At 65.3% G+C, this 25,454-nt stretch carries 21 protein-coding genes; 7 read left to right on the top strand and 14 right to left on the bottom strand.

Annotated elements, in window-relative coordinates; all coding sequences use genetic code 11:
* Positions 1–4 precede the first annotated feature (4 nt).
* Positions 5–1,387: an ABC transporter substrate-binding protein gene (locus BN996_RS13895; protein ID WP_226908750.1), complete on the bottom strand. Its 1,383-nt coding sequence runs from the start codon at positions 1,385–1,387 to the stop codon at positions 5–7.
* A 323-nt stretch (positions 1,388–1,710) separates the two neighbouring features.
* Between BN996_RS13895 and BN996_RS13890 the strand changes: the two genes are divergently transcribed.
* Entirely contained in the window at positions 1,711–2,451 is a 741-nt protein-coding gene (locus BN996_RS13890; RefSeq protein WP_042665766.1) for an SDR family oxidoreductase, read from the top strand.
* Positions 2,452–2,524: 73 nt separating this feature from the next.
* A complete protein-coding gene (xacC, locus tag BN996_RS13885; RefSeq protein ID WP_089780049.1) occupies positions 2,525–3,385 on the top strand; it encodes a pentonolactonase XacC in 861 nt (286 codons plus the stop codon).
* Positions 3,386–3,412: 27 nt separating this feature from the next.
* On the opposite strand, the gene BN996_RS13880 is transcribed toward xacC, so the two are convergent.
* The 3 genes from BN996_RS13880 to BN996_RS13870 form a co-directional block, all read right to left on the bottom strand.
* Positions 3,413–4,390, bottom strand: coding sequence for a D-xylose 1-dehydrogenase (locus BN996_RS13880; RefSeq protein WP_089780047.1), 978 nt, complete (start codon positions 4,388–4,390; stop codon positions 3,413–3,415).
* Between the two features lie 243 nt (positions 4,391–4,633).
* A complete protein-coding gene (locus BN996_RS13875; RefSeq protein WP_089780045.1) occupies positions 4,634–5,503 on the bottom strand; it encodes a fumarylacetoacetate hydrolase family protein in 870 nt (289 codons plus the stop codon).
* A gap of 763 nt (positions 5,504–6,266) precedes the next feature.
* A complete protein-coding gene (locus BN996_RS13870; RefSeq protein WP_089780043.1) occupies positions 6,267–7,040 on the bottom strand; it encodes an SDR family NAD(P)-dependent oxidoreductase in 774 nt (257 codons plus the stop codon).
* A 99-nt stretch (positions 7,041–7,139) separates the two neighbouring features.
* Here BN996_RS13870 and BN996_RS13865 point away from each other — a divergent pair, with 99 nt between their 5' ends.
* Entirely contained in the window at positions 7,140–8,180 is a 1,041-nt protein-coding gene (locus tag BN996_RS13865) for a zinc-dependent alcohol dehydrogenase (protein ID WP_089780041.1), read from the top strand.
* Positions 8,181–8,574: 394 nt separating this feature from the next.
* Here the strand turns inward: BN996_RS13865 and BN996_RS13860 are convergent, their stop codons facing one another.
* The 6 genes from BN996_RS13860 to BN996_RS13835 form a co-directional block, all read right to left on the bottom strand.
* On the bottom strand, positions 8,575–10,689 hold the full coding sequence (locus BN996_RS13860; RefSeq protein ID WP_089780039.1) for a dipeptide ABC transporter ATP-binding protein: 2,115 nt from the start codon (positions 10,687–10,689) through the stop codon (positions 8,575–8,577).
* Positions 10,686–11,606, bottom strand: a complete 921-nt coding sequence (locus tag BN996_RS13855; protein ID WP_004972224.1) for an ABC transporter permease — start codon at positions 11,604–11,606, stop codon at positions 10,686–10,688. The genes BN996_RS13860 and BN996_RS13855 overlap by 4 nt, the downstream gene beginning before the upstream one ends.
* The gene (locus BN996_RS13850; protein ID WP_089780037.1) at positions 11,603–12,598 is read right to left on the bottom strand and encodes an ABC transporter permease; all 996 of its coding nucleotides are present in this window, start codon (positions 12,596–12,598) and stop codon (positions 11,603–11,605) included. Before BN996_RS13850 ends, BN996_RS13855 begins: the two co-directional genes overlap by 4 nt.
* Before the next feature lie 51 nt (positions 12,599–12,649).
* A complete protein-coding gene (locus BN996_RS13845; protein WP_089780035.1) occupies positions 12,650–14,515 on the bottom strand; it encodes an ABC transporter substrate-binding protein in 1,866 nt (621 codons plus the stop codon).
* A 183-nt stretch (positions 14,516–14,698) separates the two neighbouring features.
* Positions 14,699–15,352: a helix-turn-helix domain-containing protein gene (locus BN996_RS13840; protein WP_050460023.1), complete on the bottom strand. Its 654-nt coding sequence runs from the start codon at positions 15,350–15,352 to the stop codon at positions 14,699–14,701.
* Positions 15,353–15,497: 145 nt separating this feature from the next.
* Positions 15,498–16,868, bottom strand: a complete 1,371-nt coding sequence (locus BN996_RS13835) for an SLC13 family permease (protein WP_089780518.1) — start codon at positions 16,866–16,868, stop codon at positions 15,498–15,500.
* Positions 16,869–17,130: 262 nt separating this feature from the next.
* Between BN996_RS13835 and BN996_RS13830 the strand changes: the two genes are divergently transcribed.
* From BN996_RS13830 to BN996_RS13815, 4 genes are all read left to right on the top strand, one after another.
* Complete coding sequence (locus tag BN996_RS13830) at positions 17,131–17,994, top strand: ParA family protein (protein WP_089780033.1); 864 nt, start codon at positions 17,131–17,133, stop codon at positions 17,992–17,994.
* Entirely contained in the window at positions 17,991–18,401 is a 411-nt protein-coding gene (locus tag BN996_RS13825; RefSeq protein ID WP_089780031.1) for a DUF7970 domain-containing protein, read from the top strand. The genes BN996_RS13830 and BN996_RS13825 overlap by 4 nt, the downstream gene beginning before the upstream one ends.
* Before the next feature lie 95 nt (positions 18,402–18,496).
* Positions 18,497–18,727 (top strand): AbrB/MazE/SpoVT family DNA-binding domain-containing protein, encoded by a 231-nt coding sequence (locus BN996_RS13820; protein ID WP_004968458.1) that lies wholly within the window; start codon positions 18,497–18,499, stop codon positions 18,725–18,727.
* Positions 18,728–19,102, top strand: coding sequence for a type II toxin-antitoxin system VapC family toxin (locus tag BN996_RS13815; protein WP_089780029.1), 375 nt, complete (start codon positions 18,728–18,730; stop codon positions 19,100–19,102).
* Between the two features lie 145 nt (positions 19,103–19,247).
* Here BN996_RS13815 and BN996_RS13810 read toward each other — a convergent pair whose 3' ends face one another.
* The 4 genes from BN996_RS13810 to solA all read right to left on the bottom strand — a co-directional run bounded on the left by BN996_RS13810 (position 19,248) and on the right by solA (position 25,318).
* Positions 19,248–21,761 (bottom strand): GcvT family protein, encoded by a 2,514-nt coding sequence (locus BN996_RS13810; protein ID WP_089780026.1) that lies wholly within the window; start codon positions 21,759–21,761, stop codon positions 19,248–19,250.
* A 174-nt stretch (positions 21,762–21,935) separates the two neighbouring features.
* On the bottom strand, positions 21,936–22,094 hold the full coding sequence (locus tag BN996_RS20200; protein WP_167344146.1) for a hypothetical protein: 159 nt from the start codon (positions 22,092–22,094) through the stop codon (positions 21,936–21,938).
* A gap of 35 nt (positions 22,095–22,129) precedes the next feature.
* Complete coding sequence (locus tag BN996_RS13805; RefSeq protein ID WP_089780025.1) at positions 22,130–23,884, bottom strand: BCCT family transporter; 1,755 nt, start codon at positions 23,882–23,884, stop codon at positions 22,130–22,132.
* Between the two features lie 291 nt (positions 23,885–24,175).
* The gene (solA, locus tag BN996_RS13800) at positions 24,176–25,318 is read right to left on the bottom strand and encodes an N-methyl-L-tryptophan oxidase (protein WP_089780023.1); all 1,143 of its coding nucleotides are present in this window, start codon (positions 25,316–25,318) and stop codon (positions 24,176–24,178) included.
* Positions 25,319–25,454: the final 136 nt, after the last annotated feature.

Here is a 25,454-nt window from a genome sequence, read left to right as displayed (position 1 = left end):
GGCGTTACTCGGAGACCGCTTCGACGAGCGCGTCGGCGGTGGCTTCGACCTTGAACGGCCCCATGAAGTTATCGCCGAAGGCGGTCTTACACGCGCCCATCGTCTTGGGCGTGACGGCGAGACCGTGGGCGATGGTCGGCGGGTACGCCTCCGAGTCGGTGAGGTCCTCGTACGTCATCGCGAGGAAGTCGGTCAGTTCGCTCGGGTCGATGTCGGTGCGAAGCGGGACCGACCCCTTGGGGTTGTTGAAGGCGATTTGGGCCTTCTTCGTGCCGACGAACTTCTGCCACGCGATGGTCTCCTCGCGGCTCGGGTTGTTGCTCGGCGCGACGATGGAGTCGACGTGGTAGAAGTAGATACCTTCCGTCCCCGGGAACGGTATCCAGTCCCACTGCTCTTTGTAGTTGAAGCTGTCGTCGGCGCGGAACATTCCGTACACCCAGTTCCCCTGATGGATGGTCGCCGCGTTCCCCGAGATGACCTTCTGCCCCGCCGTCGTGAAGCTGATGGACGAGGCGTCGGCGGTGATGTAGTTCTCGTTGATGGTCTTCAGCGCTTCGAGCGCCTCGACGACGGCCGCCCTGTCGGGGTTGCCCTCGATGAAGTTCGTGTACGCCTCGACACCGCTCTGGCTCGTCAGAATCTGCGCCCAAAGTTGGAGGTTCGTCCACGGCGCGACCATCGCCTGCGCCATCGGCGTCACGTCCGTGTTCTGGTCGATAGCTTCGAGCGCGTCGAGGAGCGCGTCGACGCTGTCGAGGCTCGACGCGTCGATGCCGGCCTCCTCGAACACGGCGGTGTTGTAAAACAGGTTGTTCATCCGGTGGGAGCCGATCGGGACCGCCGGCATCTTGTCGTTGAACTTACACAGTTCGACCGCGCGGGACTGCATGGTGTCTTTGAATCCTTCGGCGTCCCACACGTCGGCTTCGAGGTCCATCAGCGCGCCCGAGTACCGTTCGAGGTTCTTCCCCGGCCAGTTGGCGAACGAACTCATCGGGTTGTTGTTCGCCAGTCGTCGGAGAATCGTCGCGTTGAGGTTCACGTTCGCGCTCGCGCCGACCGCTTGGAAGTTCGTATCCATCTCTGGATACTCCTCCTCGAACGCCTCGATGAGCGCGGTGACCGCCGCCTCGCCGTCGCCGCCGGCCCAACCGTGGAGCACTTCGAGTTGCGAGTCCCACGTGCCGCCCGAACTGCTCCCGCCGGTCTCGGTGTCGGAGGTACCGTCAGAACCGCTTCCACTTTCGCTTCCGCTTTCGGTTCCATCCGTCTCGGAGCCGCCACCGCCGGTACATCCAGCGATGCCGGTTGCGACACCCGCGGACAGGACAGTGAGATACTTTCGACGGTTCACACTTTTATCGCTACTGTCGTTCTCAGCCATGTTATACCCATGTTAGCTACCCGCATATATAGGTTGTGAATGAATGATGGTTATGTAACAGCTCCACAGGGTCGAGCGAACGTCTTTCGCAAGAATTGCGGGCGGAACTGCGTCGGACGAGCGTGGGGGCGCGGTCGAGAACCGAGCGAAGCCCGTGCGGGAACTGTCGTCGGCCGCGACACCCCCTCGCAGGCGGGCTCTAGCTCGCGTCGCGGTCCGCAGACGGCGTTCGACGAGTCTCAGCGTTCGGCGCGACGTTGTCGCGGGGAAACACGTATGCGGCAGGGAGCTAATCACGGCGTATGGTCGACCGACCAACCGCCATGGACGATCCGCTCGACGGACGCACAGCACTCGTCACGGGTGCGAGTTCGGGAATCGGCGCGGCGACCGCGCGCGTGCTCGCCGAGGACGGCGCGGACGTGTGTCTCGCCGCCCGCCGAGCCGAACGGCTGGAATCGCTCGCAGAGGAGATTCGCGAGACGACGGACGCCGCCGTGAGCGTCGTGCCGACGGACGTGACCGACTCCGACGCGGTCCGGGCGCTCGTCGACGCGACCGTCGAGCGCTTCGGCTCGCTCGACATCGTCGTCTGCAACGCCGGCCTCGGCATCGACAAGTCGGTCGCCGAACTCACCGACGAGGAGTACCGCCTGATGACCGGCGTCAACGTCGACGGGATGTTCTACACGGCGAGAGAGGCGATTCCGCACCTCGTGGAGTCCGAGGGGAACCTCGTCTTCCTCGGGAGCATGTCCGGGAACCACCCCCGACCCCACAACCCGGTGTACGCCGCGACGAAGTGGTGGGTCCGCGGGTTCGCGTCGAGCCTGCAGGGGTCCATCGGCGAGGAGAACGTCGGCGTGACCTGCGTCAACCCGACCGAGGTCCGGACCGAGTTCGGCTCCGAGAGCGGCGAGACGCTCGAAGAGTCGTTCGAGGAGGGGTCGGTGACGGAGGCGATAGAGGTCGCCGACGCCATCGCCTACGCGGTCCGCCAGCGGTCGCCGAACACGGTGCTGTCGCTCGACCTCTACCGGCGCGACAAGCTCTCGCACTTCTGAACGGGGGCGGGCGCGACGGCACCCCCAACAATCGAGGGAAGCGTATTTTGCGGTCGGTTCCGAACGAACGCCTATGACCGTCACGCGAGTGGTCGACACGTCGTGCCGACTCGGCGAGGGGCCGGTCTGGCACCCCGAAGAGAAGCGACTGTACTGGGTGGACATCGAAGGTGGCCGGTTGCACCGCTACGACCCCGAAACCGGGGCGCACGACTGTCCCGTCGAAACGTCGGTCATCGCCGGCGTGACGATTCAGCGCGACGGGTCGCTCCTGGCGTTCATGGACCGCGGCCGCGTCGGGCGCGTCGTCGGTGGCGAACTCACAGGGGCGACGGAAATCGTCGACTCGCCGACCCGGTTCAACGACGTCATCGCCGACCCCGCGGGACGAGTGTTCTGCGGGACGATGCCCTCGGATGCTGCGGGCGGACGGCTGTTCCGACTCGACACCGATGGAACGGTGACGACGGTCGAAACCGGCGTCGGCATCCCGAACGGGATGGGCTTTACCCGCGACCGCGATCGGTTCTACTTCACGGAGACCGAGGCCCACACTATCTATCGGTACGCCTACGACGAGGAGACGGGGGCCGTCGCGGACCGCGAGCGGTTCGTCGAGTCGCCGGAAACGCCGGGACTCCCTGATGGGATGACGGTCGATTCGGCGGGCAACATCTGGTCGGCCCGCTGGGAAGGGAGCTGTGTGGTCAAGTACGACACCGACGGAACCGAACTCGACCGGTTCGACGTGCCGACGGAGAAAGTGACGAGCGTCGCCTTCGGCGGGGCCGACCTCGATTCGCTCTACGTGACGACCGCCGGCGGCGACCCGGACGGCGGAGCAGACGAGGACGAGGACGCGGGTGCGCTGTTCCGCCTCGACGTGGCGGCGACCGGACGGCCCGAGTTCCGCTCTGACGTTCGGCTGGACTGAGCCGAAGCGGACAGCGACCGCGGGCGGTCAGTTCAGGTCGACCGCGGCCCCGGTCTCGGCGCTCTCGTAAATCGCGTCGATGGTCCGCATGACCGCAACGGACTCCTCGCGGTCGATTCGCGGCGTCTCGCCGGTCTCGACGGCGCGGGCGAACGCCTCGACCTCGCGGCGGTAGCTGTCGGTCGGGTCGAACGTCTCCGTGACGACGCGGCCGTCGGTGGCGTAGGTGAGTTCGGCCGAGGCCGTCGGGTCGACGTTGAACGCGGTCTTCGCCTCCAGCCAGCCGTCGGTGGTCTGGACGCGGTAGTACTGGGTCTCGGGCGTGTCGAACGACGACTCGACGCGGGCGGTCGCGCCGTCGTCGTACTCCAAGACGCCCGACATCCGCGTGTCGACGCCGCAGTCGCACGTGTCGGTCGTGGTCGCGTACACCCGGTCGGGCGTCCCGAGGAAGAGCCGCGCCGCGCTGACGGCGTAACAGCCCACGTCCATGACGCTCCCGCCGGCGAGGTCGGGGTCGATGCGGATGTTCTCGGCCCCGTCGGGGAGCCGGAACGAGAAGTTCGACGTGACCGAGACGACCTCGCCGAGCTCGGAGGCGACGAGTTCCGCGGCCCGCTCGGTCCGCGGGTGGAACCGGTACATGAACCCCTCCATCAGCGTGACGTCCGCGTCCTCGCAGTAGTCGAAGACGGCGGCCGTCTCGTCGGCGCTGGCGGTCAGCGGCTTCTCGCAGAGGACGTGCAGGCCGCGGTCGGCGGCCGCCCGGACCCAGTCGGCGTGGAGGCTGTTGGGAAGCGGGATGTAGACCGCGTCGAGGGAGTCGTCGGCCAGAAGCGCCTCGTAACTCCCGTACGCGGTGGGGATACCGAGTTCGTCGGCGACCGCGCTCGCCCGCGCCTCGTCGCGGGACGCGATGGCGGCCGCCGCGTGTTCGCTCGCCTGAACCGCCGGGATGACCGATTTGACGCCGATGCCCGCCGTGCCGACGATGCCGAATTTCATGGGAGGAATTCAGGCGACTCCGGTGATAAAACTGCTGGAGAAACCCCCGTCGAATCGGGTCTATGCGCCGTCGCACCGTGGTTCGCCTTCGAGCTAACGACGACCGCGGTCTCTCAGAGCTCGGACGCCTCGTCGCGGGTCCACCACCCGAGGCCGGTCACGGCGACCCCGTCGGTGCCAGCCGCGTCGTCGTCCCGCCAGTCCCGGCGCGTGAACTCCTCGACGAGGTCGATGGCTGTGGGCTCATACGGTGGTGACGGAGTTCGAGAGCGTGCCGATGCCCTCGACGGTGATGTCGACGCGGTCGCCCGCCTGCAGGTCGAACGGGTGGTCCGGGACGAGCGACGTGCCCGTGAGGATGACCGCCAGTTCGGGGACCGTGTTGTGGCGCGTGAAGTACGACACGAGTTCCTCACAGCTCCGGACCATCTCGCTCGTGTTCGTGGCGTCGTCGTAGACGACCTCGCCGTCGCGTTCGATGGTCATGCTCATCTCCAACTCGTGGGGGTCGTCGACGTCGTCCGGCGTGACCACGCACGGACCGATAGAGCAACAGCGGTCGTAGACCTTGGCCTGCGGCAGATACAGCGGGTTTTCGCCCTCGATGGAACGACTGCTCACGTCGTTGCCGACGGTGTAGCCGACGATTTCGCCGCGGCGGAGGACGATTCCGAGTTCGGGTTCGGGAACGTCCCACTCTGAGTCGTCCCTGACGCCGATGGCGTCGCCCGGTTCGACCGTTCGCGACGGTGTCGCTTTGAAGAAGATCTCCGGCCGGTCGGCGTCGTACACGTCGAAGTACATGTCCGGCATCGAACTCTCCTCCTCGCGCGCCTGTTCGCTGATTTGGTAGGTGACGCCCGCGGCCCAAACCTCCTCCGCGTCGACCGGGACGGTCGCGTGTCGGTCGACGAACGCGTCGTCGACCACGTCCGCGTCCTCGGTCAGTTCGGCCGCGAGTCGGTCGATGGAAGTCCGGGCGATACTCGCCACCCGAGCCAAGTCTCCGAACGTCCGAAGGTCCGGGTCGGCGCTCGTGAGGTCGTACGTCGTGGAGTCACGACTCACCGTGAGGTGTCGCTCTCCCGACACCGCTAGCTGGTGGTAGTGCATTCAGTAACCCCATTACCAGCGATTGTTAAAAAAGTACGTCCCGACGCGAGCGGGGTGCGAGGGGGTGAGACACAGAACCACGAAACGGCGGCGGGTTCGGTCTCGAACCCCTGGCGAGCGCGGGTAGTGGCCGCCCTCGTCTCGCTCGACCGCCGGCAGGCCGGGGCATCGTGGTCGACGCGCACTCGGGACCACCGTGCTGAAGGCCGACACAAATGTTCTCAGAGACAGAACAGAGTCGGATGCAGGGAACTGTCGACCGAACGACTCGGACATGGGCGTATCAGACCGTCACAGAGAACTGAGGAAGGGACTGACGAAAACGAGTCTCGAACAGAAGGCAGTTCGACCGCTTTGAACCGTCTACGTCGATATTCGGGGGCTTTCGAGTCGAGAGGCAGTGATAACTGAATATTGTCTATTACAGAACAGAGTCTCGCCGTATTCGAACGAGAAATCGCGCGATTGGTGCATTCTACGGTCGAAGAGGACCGCATGAATTACACGAGTACGCTTGTAATACAGAACGGCTGACGACGGGAAACGGACGCGATGTTACCGAGTCACCGCGGCGACGAACGGGCACGGACGAGGCGGTGTGTGATTCGACGGTGTCGTTCCCTATTACAGAATTACCGTCCTGCGGTGACCGGAATCAAACGGAGACGGCCCGCCGGGGAGCGGGGAGAGGCCGGAGACTACCCGAGAGGCGGCGCGCGCGGTCACGAGCGACGAATCCGCGACGCAAAAGGAGAACAGTCGGTCAGAACGCGCTGTCCGCGAAGCCGCCGTCGACGGTGACGACTTCGCCCGTCACGAACGAAGACGCGTCGCTCGCGAGGAAGACCGCCGCACCGACGATTTCCTCTCGCTCCGCGACCCGACCGAGCGGCGTTCGCTCGTCGATTCGCTCGCGCTTTTCGGTCCCCTCGGCGTAGGTGTCGGCGTTCTGCGGCGTGATGACGAACCCGGGCGCGATGGCGTTGACGCGTATCTCGGGCGCGAGTTCCTTCGCGGACGCGCGGGTGAACGCCTCGACGCCACCCTTCGCCGCCGAGTAGGCGGGGAGGTTCGCCATCGAGAGTCGCGCGGCCAGAGAGGAGATGTTGATTATCGACCCGCCGTCGGCGACGGCCGGGGCCATCGCCTGCGTGACGCGGCGGACGCCACCGAGCGCGATGTCGGTGACGTGGTCCCACGCGTCGTCGTCGATATCGAGGACCGAGTCGCGCGAAATCGCGCCCTGCGAGGCGACGACCACGTCGATGCCCCCGAACTCCTCGACGGCGCGCTCGCGGACGCGTTCGAGCGAGGCCGGGTCGGTCACGTCGCACGTCTCTCGAACCGCGTTCGCCCCCAAGTCCTCGATCGCGTCGGCCGTCTCGTCGACCGCCGACTCGCGTCGGCTGGTTGCGAGGACGTCCGCGCCCTCGCTGGCGAATCCGAGGGCGATTGCCTGTCCGATACCGCTCGTTCCGCCGACGACGACGACGCGCTTGTCACTGACGGAGACTGGCGTGTGCTCGTATGCGACCATGGGTTCCAGTCCGCACGGTGCCGACATGATAGTTGCGGAACGCGCGACTGGAGTGCCGCATGCAATACGTTTTTACCGACCCGTGCCACATGTGCTCTCATGCGAGGACTTGCCAAAGTGGAGCGTAGCTCCGGCGCTATGGAGTTCGTCGAGCGACAGAAACCGGAGCCGGGGACGGGAGAAGTGCTCGTAGAGGTCGACTACGCCGGCCTCTGCGGGAGTGACGCGGGTATCTACGAGTTCGAATCCGCCTTCGAGCGGATGGAGCTCCCGACCGTCATCGGCCACGAGTACGCCGGGCGCGTGGTCGAAGTCGGCGGCGGCGTGACTGAGTTCGGTGTCGGCGACCGCGTGGTCGAACGGCCGATTCGGGGCTGCGGCGAGTGTTACCAGTGTCGCATCGGCGAGGAGAACGTCTGCCAGGACGCGGTCATCACCGGCGTCGACCACGACGGCGCGTACGAGCGCTTCATCGCCGTCCCGGAACGCGCCCTGCACCCGATTCCCGACGACGTGGAACAGCGACACGCCGCGGTCGCGGAGCCGACGAGCATCGCCGCGCGCGCCGTCATCGAGAACTCGCGGGTCGGCGCGGGCGACCGCGTACTGGTCGAGGGACCGGGGCCAATCGGCCTCCTCACGGCCCAAATCGCGGCCGCGCAGGGCGGGACCGTCGTCGTCTCCGGCGTGGGACAGGACGCCGAGTATCGGCTCCCGCTCGCCGAGGAACTCGGGTTCGAGACGGTCAACGTCGCCGACGACGACACCGAGGCGCGACGCGAGCGCCACACCGGCGGCGTCGGCTACGACGTGGTGTTCGACACGACCGGCCACCCCTCGGGGCTCACGACGGCCGTCGAGGAGGTCCGCAAGGGCGGTCAAATCGTCCTCGTCGGGCAGACCGGCGAGACCACGATGCCCTACTCCCCGCTCGTCCGGGCCGAAATCGACCTCCAGTGTTCGTACGCCTCCATGTACGAGGACTTCGAGCGCTCTTTCCGCCTGATTCGCGACGGCGACGTGGACTGCGAGACGTTCGTCGACACCCGGTTTTCGCTGCTCGAAGCCGACGAGGCCTTCGAGACGTTCATCGAGGGCGGGACGTGCAAGCCGGTGTTCGACGTCTCGGAGTTGGCGTAAGCGAGCCCTCGAACGGCCGCAACCCAAACCGAGATGGAAAACCAAAACAACCACAATACTATATACGGAGGAAATCAGGGAAAAGCCCCAAATAAACACTAATAGCTCGGTGTTTTTTGCTTTTCAACTGATTCCTACCGGACATATTCAGATATTCCGGATGAAATATCAATCATACCCAATGGTGAAGCATTTTCATTCAGTTGTGGTCGCTTTAAACCGCCAAAACAGATGAATTTAGCCGATATATTGGAGACTTTCCAATCTAGTTTCCGATGTAATTTTTTATTTTCCACAATACTACTGCAGCGGTCCAGACCTCGAATCCGAATCGAGACGCGGCGCTACCGGGAGGTCGCCAAAGAGACGACGGGAGCGGAATCGAAGGAGGACGTCAGTCGCTCGCCGAATCGCCACTAGCCGGCGACGAGAACTCGGGGTCCCCGTATGTGCCGGAGCGGTCGTCGGCGGGGTCGTCCGCGGCGGGGGTCTCCCCGTCCGGGAAGTAGCACGCGGCGCGGTGGTCGCCGCTTCGGGCGGTGTCGAGTCCGGGTTCGCTCTCCCGGCACTCGTCTTCGGCCTTCGGGCACCGCGGGGCGAAGACGCACCCCGGCGGGAGGTCGACCGGGTTCGGAGGCTCGCCGTCGAGCAGGACGCGGTCGCGGTCGACCGTCGGGTCCTTCTCGGGGGCGGCCGCGAGGAGCGAGGTGGTGTACGGGTGTTTCGGCTCGGCCGCGACGGACTCGACGTCACCCTCCTCGATGACCCGCCCGAGGTACATAATCGCGAGCCGGTCCGACACCTGCACCAGACTGGCGAGGTCGTGAGAGATGTAGACGATACCGATGTCCTCCGTGTCCGCGAGTTCTCGAAGGAGGTTCAGCAGGTTCACCTTCAGCGACACGTCGAGCATCGACGCCGGTTCGTCGCAGATGAGGAAGTCGGGGTCGAGGACGAGCGCTTTGGCCACCGCGACGCGCTGGCGTTGGCCCCCCGAGAGCTGGTGGGGGTACTGGTCGAGGAACTTCCGCGCGGGCGTGAGCCCGACTTTCTCCAGCGTCTCGACGACGGCCCGTTCGCGCTCGTCGGTCCGGTAGTCGTGGATGGTGAGCGGTTCGCCGACCAACTGCCGAACCGTCTGTCTCGGGTTGAGCGAGTCGAAGGGGTCCTGGAAGATTATCTGCACCTTCCGGCGGAACTCGCGCATGTTCCCGTCGGCGTAGTGCTCGTAGGACTCGCCGTCGAAGGCGAACTCGCCGCCGGTCGGCTGTTTGAGAAGCGCGATGGTCTCGCCGAGCGTCGACTTCCCACAGCCGGACTCGCCGGCGACGCCGAGGATTTCTGACCGCCGGACCCGCAGGGAGACGCCGTCGACGGCGCGGACGTAGTTCGGGTCGTTGCCCCTGAGTTTCTCCAAGAGCGGCTGGCTCTGCTCGTAGTACTTCTCAAGGCCGTCGGTTTCGAGGAGCACTTCGCCGCGGTCCGATTCGTCGTGACTGTCGGGGATGCCCCACGTCTCCGGGTCGGTGGCGTCGCGCCGCATCTGGGCGGCTTTGGTGACGTGGTGGCACGCCGAGCGGTGGTTGCGGTTCGGCAGGTCGACGAGGTCCGGATGGGACGCCTCGCATTCCTCGGTCGCGAACGGACACCTGTCCTTGAAGACGCACGCGCTGGGTGACTCGCTCAGGTTCGGCGGCGACCCCGGAATCGAGACGGGGTCTTGGTCGCCCTCCTCAATCTCGGGGAAGGAGTTCTTCAGCCCCATCGTGTACGGATTCGTGGGGTTGACGAGGACGTTGTCGACGCTCCCCTGCTCCATCGCCTTCCCGCCGTAGAGGATAGACAGCTCGTCGCACGTCTCGGCGATGACGCCGATTTCGTGGGTGATGAGAAGCAGCGAACTGTCCATCCGGTCCTGTATCTCCAGAATCTTGTCGATAATCTTGTCTTGGACGATGACGTCGAGACCCGTGGTCGGCTCGTCGGCGATGATGAGGTCCGGTTCGAGCGCGAGCGCCATGGCGATAGTCACGCGCTGGCGCATCCCGCCGGAGAACTCGTGGGGATAGTCGTCGATGCGGTCGGGGTCGAGCCCGACGATTTCGAACAGTTCTCTGACCCGCGAACGCGCCTTGTCGTCGGTGACGTTCCGATGGGTCTGAATCGCCTGTCGAATCTGCGCGCCGGTGGACATCACCGGGTCGAGCGAGTCCATCGCGCTCTGGGGGATGTAGGCGATGTCCTCCCAGAGCACGTCGCGGCGCTCGCGCTCGCTGAGGCCGGTCAGGTCGCGGCCCTGGAATTCGATGCTGCCGGATTCGACGGAGCCGTTGCTCGGGAGGAGGCCGAGAACCGCCTCGGCCAGCGTCGATTTCCCCGAGCCGGACTCGCCGGCGAGGCCGTAGTTGACGCCCTCGTCGATGCTGAACGACACGTCGTTGACGGCGTGGACGGTTCCGCTGTCGGTCGAGTACGTGACCGTGAGGTCCGTGATGTCGAGGAGGCTCATTGTTCGGTCTGAATTTCCGGGTTGATGACTTCTTCGTAGGCGCGGCCGATGAGGAACACCGAGGTGGTGATGGCCGCGATGCCGAGTGCGGGCGGGAGCACCCACCACCAGGCGACGCGCATGTTGCCCGATTCGAACACCTGTCGGAGCATCCGGCCCCAACTCGTGACGGTCGGGTCGCCGAAGCCGAGGAACGCCAGGCTGGCCTGCGCGGCGATGGCCCACGCGATGCCGTAGGCCGTGTAGAGAAATCCGATGGGAAGCACGTTCGGCGCGACGTGGTAGAGCATCGTCCGCAGGTCGCTCGCGCCGCTGGCGCGCGCCGACTTCACGAAGGTGCGCTCTCTGACGGAGAGGACCTCGGAGCGGACGACGCGGGCGGGCATCTTCCAGAGGAACGCGACGATGATACCCGTCATGAGCCAGACGCTCGGCGTCACGAACGTCAGGAGTAACAGCGCCATCGGCGTGAACGGCAGCGAGAACGTGAGGTCCGTGATACGCATGAGAACCTCGTCGACCCAGCCGCCGTAGTACCCGCTGACGAGTCCCACGAGAAAGCCGAGCGCACCGGTCCCGATGCCGCCGAACAGTCCGACGATGAACGTCGGTTGCGCGCCGGCGAGGAACTGGCTCAGTACGTCTTTGCCGTAGGCGGTCGTCCCGAACGGAGCCGCGCCGGTCGGTTCGGACAGCCGCAGCATCGAGCCGGCGTCGTCGCGGACGGTGTGCTCGATGGGGTCGTGCGGGGCGAGCGCGGGGCCGAGGAGACCGAGGAAGACGAACGCCGCGACGATGAGGACGCCGGCGAACGCGAGGCGGTCGCGGCGCAGGAACGTGAACTGGTCGCGGAGCGTCTCCGCGACCCCCTCGACGCGCTTTTTCAGTTCGGCTTCGGGCTTCGTCTCGGTGCTCACGCGGCACCACCTCCGCTGGTCGAGACGGTCGGGTCGAAGTAGGCGTACAGCACGTCGGCGACGAGGTTCGCCACGATGACCGCGAGCGCCATGATGAAGACGGCGGCCTGCACCAGCGGGTAGTCCTGCTGTTGGATGGCGAGCACGAGTTCGCGGCCGATGCCGGGCCAGCCGAAGACGACTTCGAGCAGGATGAGCCCCTGGAATATCATCCCGAGGCGGAGCGCGAAGTAGGTCAGAATCGGAAGCATGGAGTTCCGACCCGCCCGCGAGAGCTGTTGCATCTCGGAGAGCCCCTTGGCGCGGTGGAGCTTGAGGAACTCAGAGCCCCGCTTTTCGACGACGCCGTTGCGCGCCAAAAGCAGGAAGTCGCCGCTGTAGTACAGCACCGACACGGTAAACGGCAGGACGTAGTGGTGCAGGAAGTCGAGCGAGGCGAACGTCTCGACGTAGCCCTCCGGCGAGGCGCTGATAGAGCGCATCCCGAAGGCGGGCACCAGTTCGAGGTTGTACGCGAAGACGATGACGAACAGGATGCCCGTGATGAACACCGGCGTCGACCGGAGGAACGTCGTGGCGATGATGCTGAGCTTCTCCAGTTTACTCCCGCGGTTCCAACCGACGTACATCCCGAGCAGGGAGCTCAGGACCGCCGTCGTCACTAACGCGGGGACGAGCAGGATGAGCGTGTTGACGAGCCGCGGGGCCAGTACCCCCCAGACGGGCTGGCTCCGCAGGATGGAGTAGCCGAACTGGAACAGCAGGATGCTCTGGAGGTAGCTGAGGTACTGCCGCCACATCGGCTGGTCGAGGCCGTACATCGCTCGAATCTCGGTGATTTGTTGCTGGCTCAGGTTGCCCGCGGTGACGAGAGATTCGAACGGACTCCCCGGAAGCAGCCGCAGGACGACGAAGATGACCGAGACGGCCACGAGGGTGAGCACGATGGAGATGGCGAGCCGCTTTGCGAGAAACCGCTGGAACTCGCTCATGGCCGGACCACCCAACGCCACGAGTGGATAGTGTTCGACATGCGTGTCACCTCACGAGAAGTCCGCCTGTCCGAGTTCGTCGCGGCGCTTGTGCATGTTCCCGGGCTGGATGCGCTCGACGAAGGCGGCCCACGCGTCCCCGTTGGGGAACCGGAGGTTGCCGTCGCCGTCCCGCGTGTAGCCGGCCTGTTCGAGGAGCGATTTCGCCCCGTCGATGTCGAACTCGTAGTGGGTCGTGTCCGACGTGTGCCACGGCGTGAGGTCCGAAATCGGGTTCTCCCCGCTCGGAACGGTCGCGCGGTCCTGCAGCACGTCGGCGGCGAAGCCCTCGGTGTCGACCGACTTGGCGAGGGCGACGCGGAACTCCTTGTCGCGGACGAGCGGACAGGAGAACATCAGCTTCGTGTCGAGCGGCGCGAAGTTGCCCGAGGTCATCTTTTCGACGCCGCCGGTGCTCGCGGCGCGGTCGGCCTGCGAGTTCGAGAGCGTCGTGCCGATGGCGTCGATTTCGCCGCCCTGCAGCGAGCCGATCATGGAGTCGATGTTGCCGACGTTTATCCAGATGACGCGGTCGACGCCCTCGCCGGTCGTGGCCTGGTCGCCGAGCACGTCTGCCCGCCAGTCGTCGTCGAACATCCAGTGGCCCTCGTTTTTCGAGACCTCGAAGCGGGTTCCCTGCTCCCAGTTCTCGTACGTGAACGGCCCCGTGCCAACGGGCGACTCGGGGTTGTGCTGGGACGGGTTCTCCACGTCCTCCCACTTGTGCTTGGGGATGATGACGCTGCGAACGACGCGCTGGGTCATGAACGCCGCGTCGGGGCCCTTCAGATTGAACCGAACCTCGTGGTCGCCGAGCACCTCGACCGACTCGACCGGTTCGTAGAACGGCGTCTGACTGGTCGAGGAGTGTTCCTTGTACAGTTCGACGGTGAACTTCACGTCCTCCGCGGTGAACGGCTCGCCGTCGTGCCACTCGACGCCCTCGCGAAGAGTGAGTTCGACGGTGGTGTCGTCGACGAACCCGCCGCCGGTCGCCAGCGCGGGGACGACTTCGAGGTCCGGCGTGGCGTCGAAGAGGCCGTCGTAGATGAACGTCAGCCGCTTCGCCTCCGCGCCGCCGGCGGCCCACGGGAGGTTCAGCGAGTTCATCGAGGTGGTCACGCCCTTGATGTAGGTCCGGTCGTCGGTCTGGGGTTGCAGGTTCACCTCCGACCAGACGAACGAGTCCTTCGTCGGCCCGTTGCCCGGCGTCTGGACGTAGCCGCTCCAGCGCTCCGTGTTGACCGCGGTGATGATATCGGGGAACAGCGTGATGAGCGCGCCCACGTCCTCGCTGAAGATGCGCTGCGCCTCGGCGACGAGCTCCTCGCGCTCGGTGCGGTCGGTCGTCTGACTCTGTTCCGTCAGCACCTCCTGCAGGTCGGGGTGGTAGTAGTTGTCGTAGTTCGAGAGGCTCGTCTCGCTCCGCCGCATCAAAAGCGGGTTCGGGTCCAGCCCGCGTTGCGGGTCCGGACCGTGGGTGCTCATCGAGATGATCGCTTCGAGCCCCTTCGTGTCCCAACTCTGGGCGTACAGTTGGTTCAGCGGTCGGTCGTTGAGTTGCGTCCCGACGCCGAGGGCGTCAAGCCCGCGCTGGACCATGAGCGCGTGTTCCCGCATCCACGGGTCGTCCTCGCTCGAAAATTCGACCGGGACGGGGTCCAACACCGCGCCGGCGGTCGCGCTGTAGTCGAGCGGCGGTTCGTCGGCGTCGATGGTCTCCCACTCGCGCCAGTACTTCGTCTCGACCGTCTCCGGGGTTCCGGACGGGACCTCGGGGGTGAGACTCGACCCGCCGTCGCTCCCGCCGCTTCCGTCGCCGCCACCGGTACACCCGGCGAGTCCGGTCACGCCGAGGGCGGTCGCAGTCGCCGCCACGTAGTCGCGTCGCGTAAGGCCAGTTCCACGTTCGACACCCGAACTATCACGATTTTTCTCCGACATTGCGACCGCTTGTTATGGAGTATCTTCCATGGTGCTGTTCCCGATACGGCCCGATATCTATCGTTCTTTATATACTCGGTCGGCGGGATGCGGCAATATTCTCCAACAAGCAGTGAGCTACTCCTGTCGCGGACCGTAGATGAGTTCGAGCAGATTTCGCTCCGCGGTCCGGAGTCGTTCGCTCAGCGTGGACTGCGCGATACCCAGTTCCTCGGCGAGTTCGGTCTCAGAGATCTCCCGCGGAATGTGGAAGTAGCCGTGGTTGAATGCCGTCTCCAGAACCGCGAGTTGGTCGTCGGTCAGCTTGGAGATTAACACCTCCTTTAATCGGCCGCTGTCGAGCGGTTCACCCGGGGCTTCGTCCTGCGTGACGGAGCGGAGTTCGAACTCCCCGAGCGTCTCCTGAATCTCGTCGGCGAGTTCCCTGAAGTGGTCCCAGTCCTGGGCGGTGGCGACGACCTCGAAGACGCCGTCTTGGAGGACGATGCGGTTCGGAATCGTCTCCTGTCTGAGAACCAGTCCGAGGATGAACGGGTACGACTCGTTGGCGAGAATCGTCACTCGACGTATCTGCACGTCGGTCGAGGCGGTCGGAATCTCCTCGTCGTAGAAGACGGTCACGCCCGAGATGTCGGCGAGGAGGGACTCCACGTCGAAGGGGCCGTTCGAGGCGATGGTGAGCGACTCGATCCACGTCCCGTCCTCGACGTAAAACGCGTTGTCCAACTCGATGCTCCGTGCGTCTCGCAGGCGGCGATCTATCTTCGACATGACGCCGGTCGGAGCCGTCGTAAACTCAACACGTAAGATGCGAACTCACCCGTACCGGGCAGATACCGTTCACCTACAAATAGACCGGTGGTTACCGCAACGGGCGAGGATACCGGCCCGAGTTCGCGACGCCCTCGTCAACGTTTCAGGCGACGAGCGGCCAGTAGAAGAGCCACGAGAGGGTCACGACGACGAGCGACAGGCCCATCGTCACGAACCCGAACAGCGTCACGTCCCGGTTCGTCAGCGGTCCGCGGTCTAGCGAGACGAGGACGGCGGTCGTGTTGAACGGGAGAATCGTGGTCGACCCCACCACGAGGAGGACCGCGAGTCCGAGATAGAGTTGCGTCACGCCGAACGTCTCCGCGAATCGCAGCACGATGGGGAGAATCACCACGATGGCGGCCGACCCGGTCGAAAACAGCACGCGAACGACGACCGCGAACCCGAGAAGCAGCCCGACGAGTTGCCAGTGGCTGAACGCCTCGAACGGGACGAACCGCGCGAGGAGGTCGACGACGAGCGCGATGGTTTGGGTCGCTTCCAGGGCGTCCAGAATCGACAGCGTCGCGCCGATGAGAAAGAGGACGCCCCAACTGAGTTGCTTGACGTCGTCGGCGTCGATAACGTCGACTCCCGGAAGCGCGAGGACTGTGACGGCGACGACCGCCGGGAGAATCTCGGGGAGTCCGACGAACGAACCGACGACCCACGCGAGGACGGTACCGGCCATCACCGCCGCGACGAGTCCCTGTTCGCGGGTCAACTCGCCGTCGGGGGGCGCGTCCGCAATCCCCGGCTCGCCGGGGTCGACAGTCGAGTCGGCATCGACGGCGTGGAAGAGACCGGCGGCCGCGGCGGCGAGCGCGTAGAGAACCACTGTCGGCGGAATCATCAAGACGGCCCACTCGACCCACGAGAGCGGTCGGACGCTCGTCGCGAGGATGCCCGAGGTGACCAGCGCCATCCCGCCGCCGGTCATGAGCGCCATCGACGCGATGGGATTGATGTGACCCAAGAGGAGGAACGTCGCCCGTTCGAACCCGCTTCGCGCCGGGAGGTCGAACTCCTCGGTCACCTCCTCGACGATGGGGATGAACGCGACCGCACGGGCCATCGCGGACGGCATGAACAGCGCCAGCACGAGGACGTTTCGCGCGATGGAACGAAACGCCCCGCGAGGGGTGCTGTCCGGGGACAGCAGTCGGCTCGCTAACCGGGTATCCAACCCCACCGACCGGACCGCGTTGCCGAGGAGTAACAGCACGAGGAGGAAGTACACGAGCGAGGAGGTGAAGCCGCTCACCGCGGCCTCGAAGGAGTCCACGACGCCGAGGGCGTACAACAGGGAGACGCAGGCCAGACTCGAAATCACGTACGGAACCGGTTTCGTCAACCAAAGCAGGAGCGCGACGACGAAAACCGAGAGCGCGTACTGCGACCGGACCGGAAGGACGGAGACTGGGTGGAGCCCGACGACTGCGAGGAGCAAGGCGGCGGCGACCGCGAGCGTCACCGTCTGCGGCGAGAGTTCGGGGGCGCGTAGCCCTCGGCCGGGCAACCAATCTGTCACGAATTTATCTGCACACAACGGGCCCAAATAGCTACTGCCGGCGACAATTCGGGCCGCCAGTCGAAGGAGAGAGCGCGAATCGAGTTGACACGACCCGAATAGAAACTATTAGAATTACTTGGATTATTTGAACTTCTCAAAGAGTCGGAGTAACCATAATTATTTCAACTGTGCCGAGAATCTCGCTATCACGGATATCCCCATCATGTCACGTGCAGTCAGCGTCTGTCTCCTCAAAGGCGGTATCGGAAAGTCGACGACCTCCATCAACCTCGCCCGCGAGCTCGCACACCGGGGCAGCGACGTGCTGCTCGTCGACCTCGACCCGAACGGACACACCACGACGGGCCTCGGGTTCGGCGAGGAGTTCTACTCGGAAGCGCACCTCGGCGACGTGCTCCTCGACGACGCCGAGTTGGAGCCGCGGGAGCTCATCTTGGAGACCGGGTTCGAAATCGACCTCCTCCCGTCGAACGACCGCATCGAACAGGTCGAGTCGGACCTCGGCGGCGTGATGATGGGGTCGGCGCGGCTCAAACAGCGCGTCATCGACCCGCTTCTCGGCGACGACTACGACTACGTCGTCGTGGACTGCCCCGCGGCGCGCGGGAAACTCAACGACAACGCGCTGTACGCCACGCAGAACCTCGTCTTGCCGATGCGCCCCGAGTCGGGCGCGCTCTCGGGGCTCGAAAAGACGGTCAAGCGGCTTATCACGCCCGCGCGGGAGCACTTCGACCTCGAAATCCTCGCCGTCGTACCGACCGACCTCCGGGACCGAATCGACCACGACCGCCCGACGAGACGGCTCGTGGAGGCGCTCGTCTCGAAGCCGAACATCGCCTCGAAGCTCCCGAACTTCGCGTACACCGACCCTGAAGTGTTCGAGGCCATCGACAACGGCGAGTGGGACGGCGACCTGCCGAAGCCGGGGATTCGGCATCGGTCGGCCATCGACGCGTCGATTCGCGAGCACATGCCCCTGCGGGACTACGACAGCACCTGCGACCAGTTGGCGTGCTACGACGAACTCGCGCAAATCGTCGAAGAGGGCGAGGTGGCCCGATGAGCGAAGACCCCTTCGGCGACCTCGACGCCGCGATGGGGAGCGGCGAAACCGCCTCGGAGCCAGAGCCGGAACCCGAACCCGAAGACGCCGGCACCGACGACGCGGTCGAATCGGAGGGGGAGTCGGAATCGGCGTCCGCCGAACCCGTAGACCCCCGCGAGCGCCCCGCCTTCGAGTTCGACGAGACCGTCCACAAGGCGCTGTACGTCCTCGAAGCGGTCGCCGACGAGTTCGACGACATCATCACCTACGACGTGGAGCGCGAACTGACCCGCGACCACGGTCTCAGGGGCGTCACGAAGAGCGAACTCCACAACGCCGCGCTCGCCGTGGCGACCGAACACCCCGAAGAAATCGTCGAACGCGTCCTCGAACAGCGCGGCGTCGACGACGAGGAGTCCGAGTAATTCGAATAATCCGAAACCGTCGAAGGTTCTATCCGAGTGGGTCGTGAATCGAAATATGGGGAAAACTCTTGTTTCTACCCATCGTAGTAGGACGTATGTCCGAAGCGACGCTGGACGGTCGCGGACGCCTCACGCTCCCCAAAGAGGTCAGAGAGCGGTACGGCGAACACTACCGCATCGTCCAACTGCACGACGGTATCAAGCTGATACCAATCGAGGACGACCCGCTCGATGCGCTCCGCACCGAGTTCGCGGACGTCGAGAAGACGGCCGAAGAACTCCGCCACGGGGCCCGGAACGCGGCGATAGACGAGGCCGGCCGCTGAATGTACGCCGAGACGGACTTCCTGCTGGCGCTCATCAAGGACGAGGACTGGCTCGGCGACGCCGCAGAGGCGGTCTACCGAGACCACCGAGACGAGCTGTGGACGTCGCAGTTCACGCTCATCGAACTCCTCATGGTCGCGTATCGAGAAGAGCGGGACACGGAGCGGGTCGTCGCGAACGTCGCCACGCTGTTGGAAGTGCGCGGGGACGTGGACACGGTTCTCACGGCCGCGACCTACGTGGAAGACCACGGGTTCACGCCCTTCGACGCGCTCCATCTCGTCGAGTCCGATGGCGACACGATCGTGTCGAGCGACGAGACGTACGAGTCGTTTGCCCCGCGGCTCGACCTGAAGGCCGTCCGAGACGAGTGACAGCGGTAGGGCAGTTATTCTGCAGACAGTCCCGGTTCCCCACAGATCTGCCGAGTTCAACACGGCCGCGGCGGATTATCAGCGACTGAAGTTCGACAGCGCCGATAAATCGAGGCGGAGGCGGTGACGCGTCGAAATCCGGCACTCACCGAATCATCTTGTCTCGGTCGGGGTCGAAAAGCGGCCCGGACCGGACCGTCGCGGGGTGGGCGTCGCCCTCGTACCGAATTTCGACGTCTTGCCCCGAACTGGCGTATTTCTCGGGGAGGTAGGCGTACGCGATGCCGGCGTCGATGGTGTAGCCGTAGTCCGCCCGACAGCAGTAGCCGACGACGTCACCGTCGGCGACCACCGGATGGCCCGCGTCGACGACGGCTTCCTCCTCGTCGAGCGTTATCGGGACGATTCGGTCGCTCGGACCGTCGCCCTCCCTGTCCTCCACCAGCGCCGCCTTCCCGACGAAGTCGGTGTCGAGGTCGACCGCGAAGCCGATTCCGGCCTCGTACGGATTGTGCTCGGGCGTGAGGTCCGTCCCCCAGAGGCGGAACCCCTTCTCCATGCTCGTCGAGTCGAGCGCGGCCCAGCCGACCGGCGCGATGTCGTACTCCTCGCCGGCCTCCCGAATCGCGTCCCAGAGCTGGCTTCCGTACTCGGTCGGGGCGTAGATTTCCCAGCCGAGTTCGCCGGCGTACGAGAGTCGAAGCATCGTGACGGGGATGCTTCCGAGGTAGGTCTCCTGTGCGGAGTAGAACGGGAACTCGTCGTTCGAGAGGTCGGCCTCGACGAGGTCCGAAAGCACCTTCCGGGAGTCGGGTCCGAAGACGCCGATGCCGGTCCGACTGGAGACGTGTGCGGTCACGTCGACGGAGCCGTCGTCGGGCGCGTGCTCTTCGACCCACCGCGAGTGGAGCGTCGCCGAGCTTCCGCCGCCGGTGAACAGCACGAATCGGTCGTCGCCGAGACGGGCGACCGTCAGGTCGGCGAGCACGCCGCCGTCCTCGTTGAGCATCGCCGAGTAGCGCATCCGACCCGGCGTGACGTCCATATCGTTGGTCAGGAGACCCTGCAGGAACTCCAGCGCGCCCGGTCCCGTCACTTCGATTGGCGTGAACGTCGTCATGTCGACCATGCCGACCTTCTCGCGGAGGTGCTGGTGTTCCGCGCCGTGGACCTTCGACCAGTTCTGGGAGAGCCAGTCGGGGCGGTCCGGCACGTCGTACGTTTCGAGCAGCGTCTCGTTGGACTCGTACCACTGCGGGACCTCCCAGCCGTCGCTGTCGTAGAACTCCGCGCCGAGGTCGTCCTGCCGGTCGTAAAACGGGCTCCGGCGGAGCGCGCGCTGCCCGCTCGGTTGCTCGCGCGGATGGATGAGCTGGTACACCTCGCGGTACTGCTGTGCGCCGCGCCCGTAGGTGTACTCTCGACTGCCCGTGTGCGATTGGAACCGAGAGACGTGCGCGCCGGAAGCGTTGACGCGGGAGCCGTCGAGCCGCGGCGTCCCGTCTTCCATCCAGCTGGCGACGATGTCGCCCGCGCCGCCGGACTGCGTGACCCAGACGGCGAGCGCCCACCAGAGTCCCTCGGTGTCCTCGTCCGGTCCGAGGATGGGCATCCCGTCGGGGGTGAACGAGAACATGCCGTTGATGGCGGAGGTCCACTCGCAGTCCTCGAAGCCGGGGACGAGTTCGCTAGCGGCGTCGAACGCCGACCGGTCGTGGTCCGGGTGGGTGTTCTCGTAGAAGTGCTCCTCCGTGAACTCGCGGAGCGACGGGTATTCGAGTCCGAGGTCGTCGAGCTTGTCGGGACCGTAGATGTCCGCCGGGTCGACCAGAAGCGACTCGTGGTTGTACGAGCCGATACCGTAGCGCTCGCCGTGCTGGCGGTAGTACAGCGAGTGGTCCTGATGCCGGAGGAGCGGCTGTTCGATTTCGCGCTCCGCGCCTTCGAGTTCGTCCAGTTCGTCGGAGACGAGATACTGGTGCGCGCAGGGAACGAGCGGGATGTCCGTGCCGACCATCTCGCCGAACAGCGGCCCCCAGATGTTCGTGGCGACGAGCACCTCGTCGGCCTCGATGCGGCCGTGTTCGGTGTCGACCGCGTCGATACTGCCGTCGGAGACGTCGATGTCCGTGACCTCGGTGTGGCCGTAGAACTCGACGCCGACCTCACGCGCCTCCTCCGCCATCGACTCGGCGGCGCTGACGGCGTCAGCCTTCCCGTCCGACGGGACGTAGTACCCGCCGTAGATGACGTCGGAGTTTATCTGCGGGACGCGCGCTTCGACCTCCTCGGGCGTGAGCAGTTCGCCCTCGTCGATGCCGTAGGACTGTCCCCACTCGCGCTTGCGCTTGAGGAAGTCCCAGCGCGCTTCGGAGTAGGCGACTTCGATGCCGCCGCACGTCCGGAAGTCGCCGAACCCGTCGTAGAGGTCGCGCGTGTACGACGCCATCTCCGTCATCAGCTTGTTCCCGGCCGTCTGGAACACGAGCCCGGGTGCGTGAGACGTCGACCCCCCGGTCTCGAACAGCGGTCCGCGGTCGAGGACGACGACGTCTTCGCGGCCCGACTCGGCGAGGTGATACGCCGCGCTACAGCCGACACAGCCGGCCCCGACGACAACCGTTCCGGCGCGTTCGGGAAACGTAGACCATGTGTTCATGTACCAAACAGTAGTGACTGCGGCCCCCGGATATCTCTCCGGGTCCACTATCTGAGGTGTATACGTACCGGGGGGTGACGAGAGCCGGGTCTCGTCGCGGACGAACGTCGGCCTCGGCAAGAATTGTGCGCCGGCGAGAATCGCACGCCGACGAATAGCGGTCGCCGGCGGGCGTCAGTCGCCGACGAGGTGCTTCTCTCTGAGGTAGATGACGAGGCTGGCGCTCAGGAACGCGAGCCCCGCCCCCCGTAGCTCACCGACGGTCATCGCGACCAGCGCAACGGCGAAAAGGAAGACCGCGAACGCCGCCGAACCGACAGCGAGCGCGTTCATCGATAGCGTCGAGTCATCGTTTGGTGAGTCGGTCGTCAATCGTCCGTCGTGCCGGGGTTCTCCCGAACGTTGGTCACGACCGACGTCCGAGAGCGACCGACGGCGAAGTCGATGTCCTCGTCGGCCAAGTCCTCGATCCGCTCGGCGAACTCCTCGGACTGCAGGAGTTCGTACTCCTTGTCGAGGCCGAGATACACCGTGTAGCACATGACGACGAGGACGACGGCGAACGGGAATCCCGTGGCGATGGCCGCGGTCTGGAGCGCGCCGAGCCCGCCGCCGTAGAGGAGAAGCGACGCGACGAGGCCCTCCGTGACCGCCCAGAAGACACGCTGCCTCCGCGGAACGTTGTGTTTACCGCCCGACGTGAGGTGGTCGACGACGAGCGACCCCGAGTCCGAGGAGGTCACGAAGAACGTCACCACGAGCGTCACGGCGAGCAGCCCCGAGACGGCGCTGAACGGGAACTGTTCGAGGAGCGCGAACATCGCCACCGTCTGTCCTGCCTCGCCGTAGGTCGCGAGAACCGCGCCGTTACCCTGAAGCGAGTTGAACAGCGCGCTGCCGCCGAACGCCGAGAGCCAAACGGTCGAGAACAGCGACGGCAGGACGAACACGCCGAAGACGAACTCGCGGACCGTGCGACCCTTGGAGATGCGCGCGACGAACATGCCGACGAACGGCGACCAGGCGATCCACCACGCCCAGTAGAACACCGTCCAACTGTGGACGGTCGACGCGCCGTCGCCGAGCGTCCCGGTGAAGAACGCGAGCGAGAGGAAGTCGCTGAAGTAGTTCCCGAGACCCTGCACCCACGCGCCGAAGATACTCATCGTCGGGCCGACGACGAGCAGGAACGCCAACAGCGCGAACATAAAGAAGACGTTCACCGTGCTCAGCCGCCGCACTCCGGCTTCGAGTCCGGCCGCGACGGAGGCGGTGGCGATGAGAGTTATCACGGCGATGAGCGCGATTTGCATGCCGGTGTTGTTGGGAACGCTCAGAATGCCGAGCATGTTCTCGCCGAGGATGTACGACACGCCCGTGTTTATCTGTGCGACCCCGAGACCGAGCGACGTGGCGAGGCCGAACAGCGTCGCGAACACCGAGACGAGGTCGATGAGGTGACCCGGCCAGCCGTAGATTCGTTCGCCGAGGAGCGGCCAGAAAATCGACCGGAAGGTGAGCGGGAGCCCCCGGTTGAACGAGAAGAACGCGAGCCCCAGTCCGACGAGACCGTAGATGGCCCACGGGTGGAACCCCCAATGGAAGAACGTCTGGGTCATCGCTGCGATGCCCGCACCACCGGTCCCGGCCTCGACGTCGAAGAAGCCGGGGACGTTGGTGAAGTAGTACAGCGGCTCCGAGACGCTGTAGAACATGAGCCCGATACCCATGCCCGCGCTGAACAGCATCGCCATCCAGGAGAAGTCGCTGAACTCCTTTTCGGCCTCGACGCCGCCGAGGGTTATCTCGCCGTACTTACTCAGCGCGAAGTACGCCAAGACGACGATAAAGAGGTTCACCGACAGGAGGTAGAACCAACCGAAGTTGCCCTCAAAGAAGCCCCTGACGTCCGAGTAGATAGTCGCCGCCTGTTCACCGAGAACGAGCGTCACCGCGACGAAGACGCCGATGATCAAGAGCGCGACCGGAAAGACGACGGGGTGGATGTCGAACCCCCACCGCTGGATGTTCCCGTCGCCGGGTTCCCGCTCCGTCTCGGGGTAGAACAGGTCCGCCTGTAGTCCGCTCGTCGACCGACCGGCCGAGTCGTTGTTATCTGTCATCCGTCACACCCTCCGTGGACGACCGCCACTTGAGTTCGTGTTCGATCATGTTGTTTTCCCCGCTTTGGGGCACCCGCCGCGACCGCCGAGAGACGGTCGATGGTCAGGTTCGGCACGTCAGTTTGACCCATGTTGCGAGTCCACACCCCTCACGATTCAACCAACCCATTGGTATTACACATCATAACGAGTAGTCTCCGATAATAGTGGTATTTATACGCAAATGAATAGATAGTGCAAAGATAATATCGCATGAACAGTTTACGGATGACAATCGAAACGCGTCCGTCGTCACTCGAACCGGTCGAGCGAGAACATGCCGAGCGGCAGGTCGCTCTCGCCGTCGACGGCGAGGTCGGCGAGGATTTCGCCGATGACGCTGGCGAACTTGAAGCCGTGTCCCGAGAAGCCGGCTCCCACCGCGACCTGCGGGTGGTCGGGCAGCGTGTCGAGGATGAAGTGTTCGTCCGGCGAGTTCGTGAACATGCACGTCGCGAGCGACATCGTCGGCCCCGCGGCCTCCGGGAAGTACTTCTCCGTGACGTCCCGGAGTATCGCCTCGTCGGCGCGGTTCGGCTCGCGGTCGAAGTCGTCGGGGTCGACATCCTCGTCGCGGTGGTGGTACTTGCCGAGTTTGAACCCCGGCACGTCGTGGACCGGGAACCCGTAGAACCGGCCCTCGGGGACGCTGAGGTTCCAGACGGGGAACTCCTCGGGCGCGAACGTCGCCGGCGACTCGGGCTGGAACCACGCGAGCGCCTGTCGCTCGGGGACCGCAAGCCCGTCGAGGGCGTCGGCGAGTTTGTAGTTCCACGCGCCCGCGGCGAGCACGAGCGCGTCCGCGACGTAGACCCCCCGGTCGGTGCGGACGCGCACCCCGCCGTCGTTCGTCTCCGCCCAGTCTTCGACCCGCTCGCGCGCGCGAATCTCGGCACCCCGTGCTTGTGCGGCCTCGATGTGCGCGATAATCGCCTGCTCGGGGACGACGAACCCGCCGTCTTCCTGATAGACCGCGCGGTACTCCTCTGGGAGTTCGTAGCCGGGGAACCGCTCGTTGACCTCCGCGCCGGTCAGCACCTCGTGGGGGATGTCGTGTTCCTCGCAGGAGCGTTTCGAACCCGCGAACACGTCGTTGTCGACCGGCCCGGCGTCGATGGAGCCGGTTCGGTGGATGACATCGCGGCCGGTCTCCTCGGCGAGGTCGTCCCAGAGGTCGTACGCCCGCTCGATGAGCGGGACGTACGAGGGGTGTTCGTAGTACGCGCGCCGGATGATGCGCGTGATACCGTGCGAGGACCCCTGCGAGTGGGGGATGTCGTAGCGTTCGAGACCGACGACGTCGAGGCCGCGGTCGGCGAGGTGGTACGCGGTCGCGCTCCCCATCCCGCCGACCCCGACGACGGCGACGTCGTATCGGTTGTCACGGACACTCATGGTGTCCGGCGGTTCGGAACGTCCCCCCTTCACTCTTGACCTGTATCACGGAGCCCCTTTTTCAGGGAGACGACGCCTGAGTCGTCGATATCGGCGCTGGCGGCCGAACGCCGACCGCTCGCGGATATCCACCGCC

It is taken from the genome of Haloferax massiliensis (assembly GCF_001368915.1).
Taxonomy (GTDB): domain Archaea; phylum Halobacteriota; class Halobacteria; order Halobacteriales; family Haloferacaceae; genus Haloferax; species Haloferax massiliensis.
This window is presented reverse-complemented; position numbering and strand designations above follow the sequence as displayed.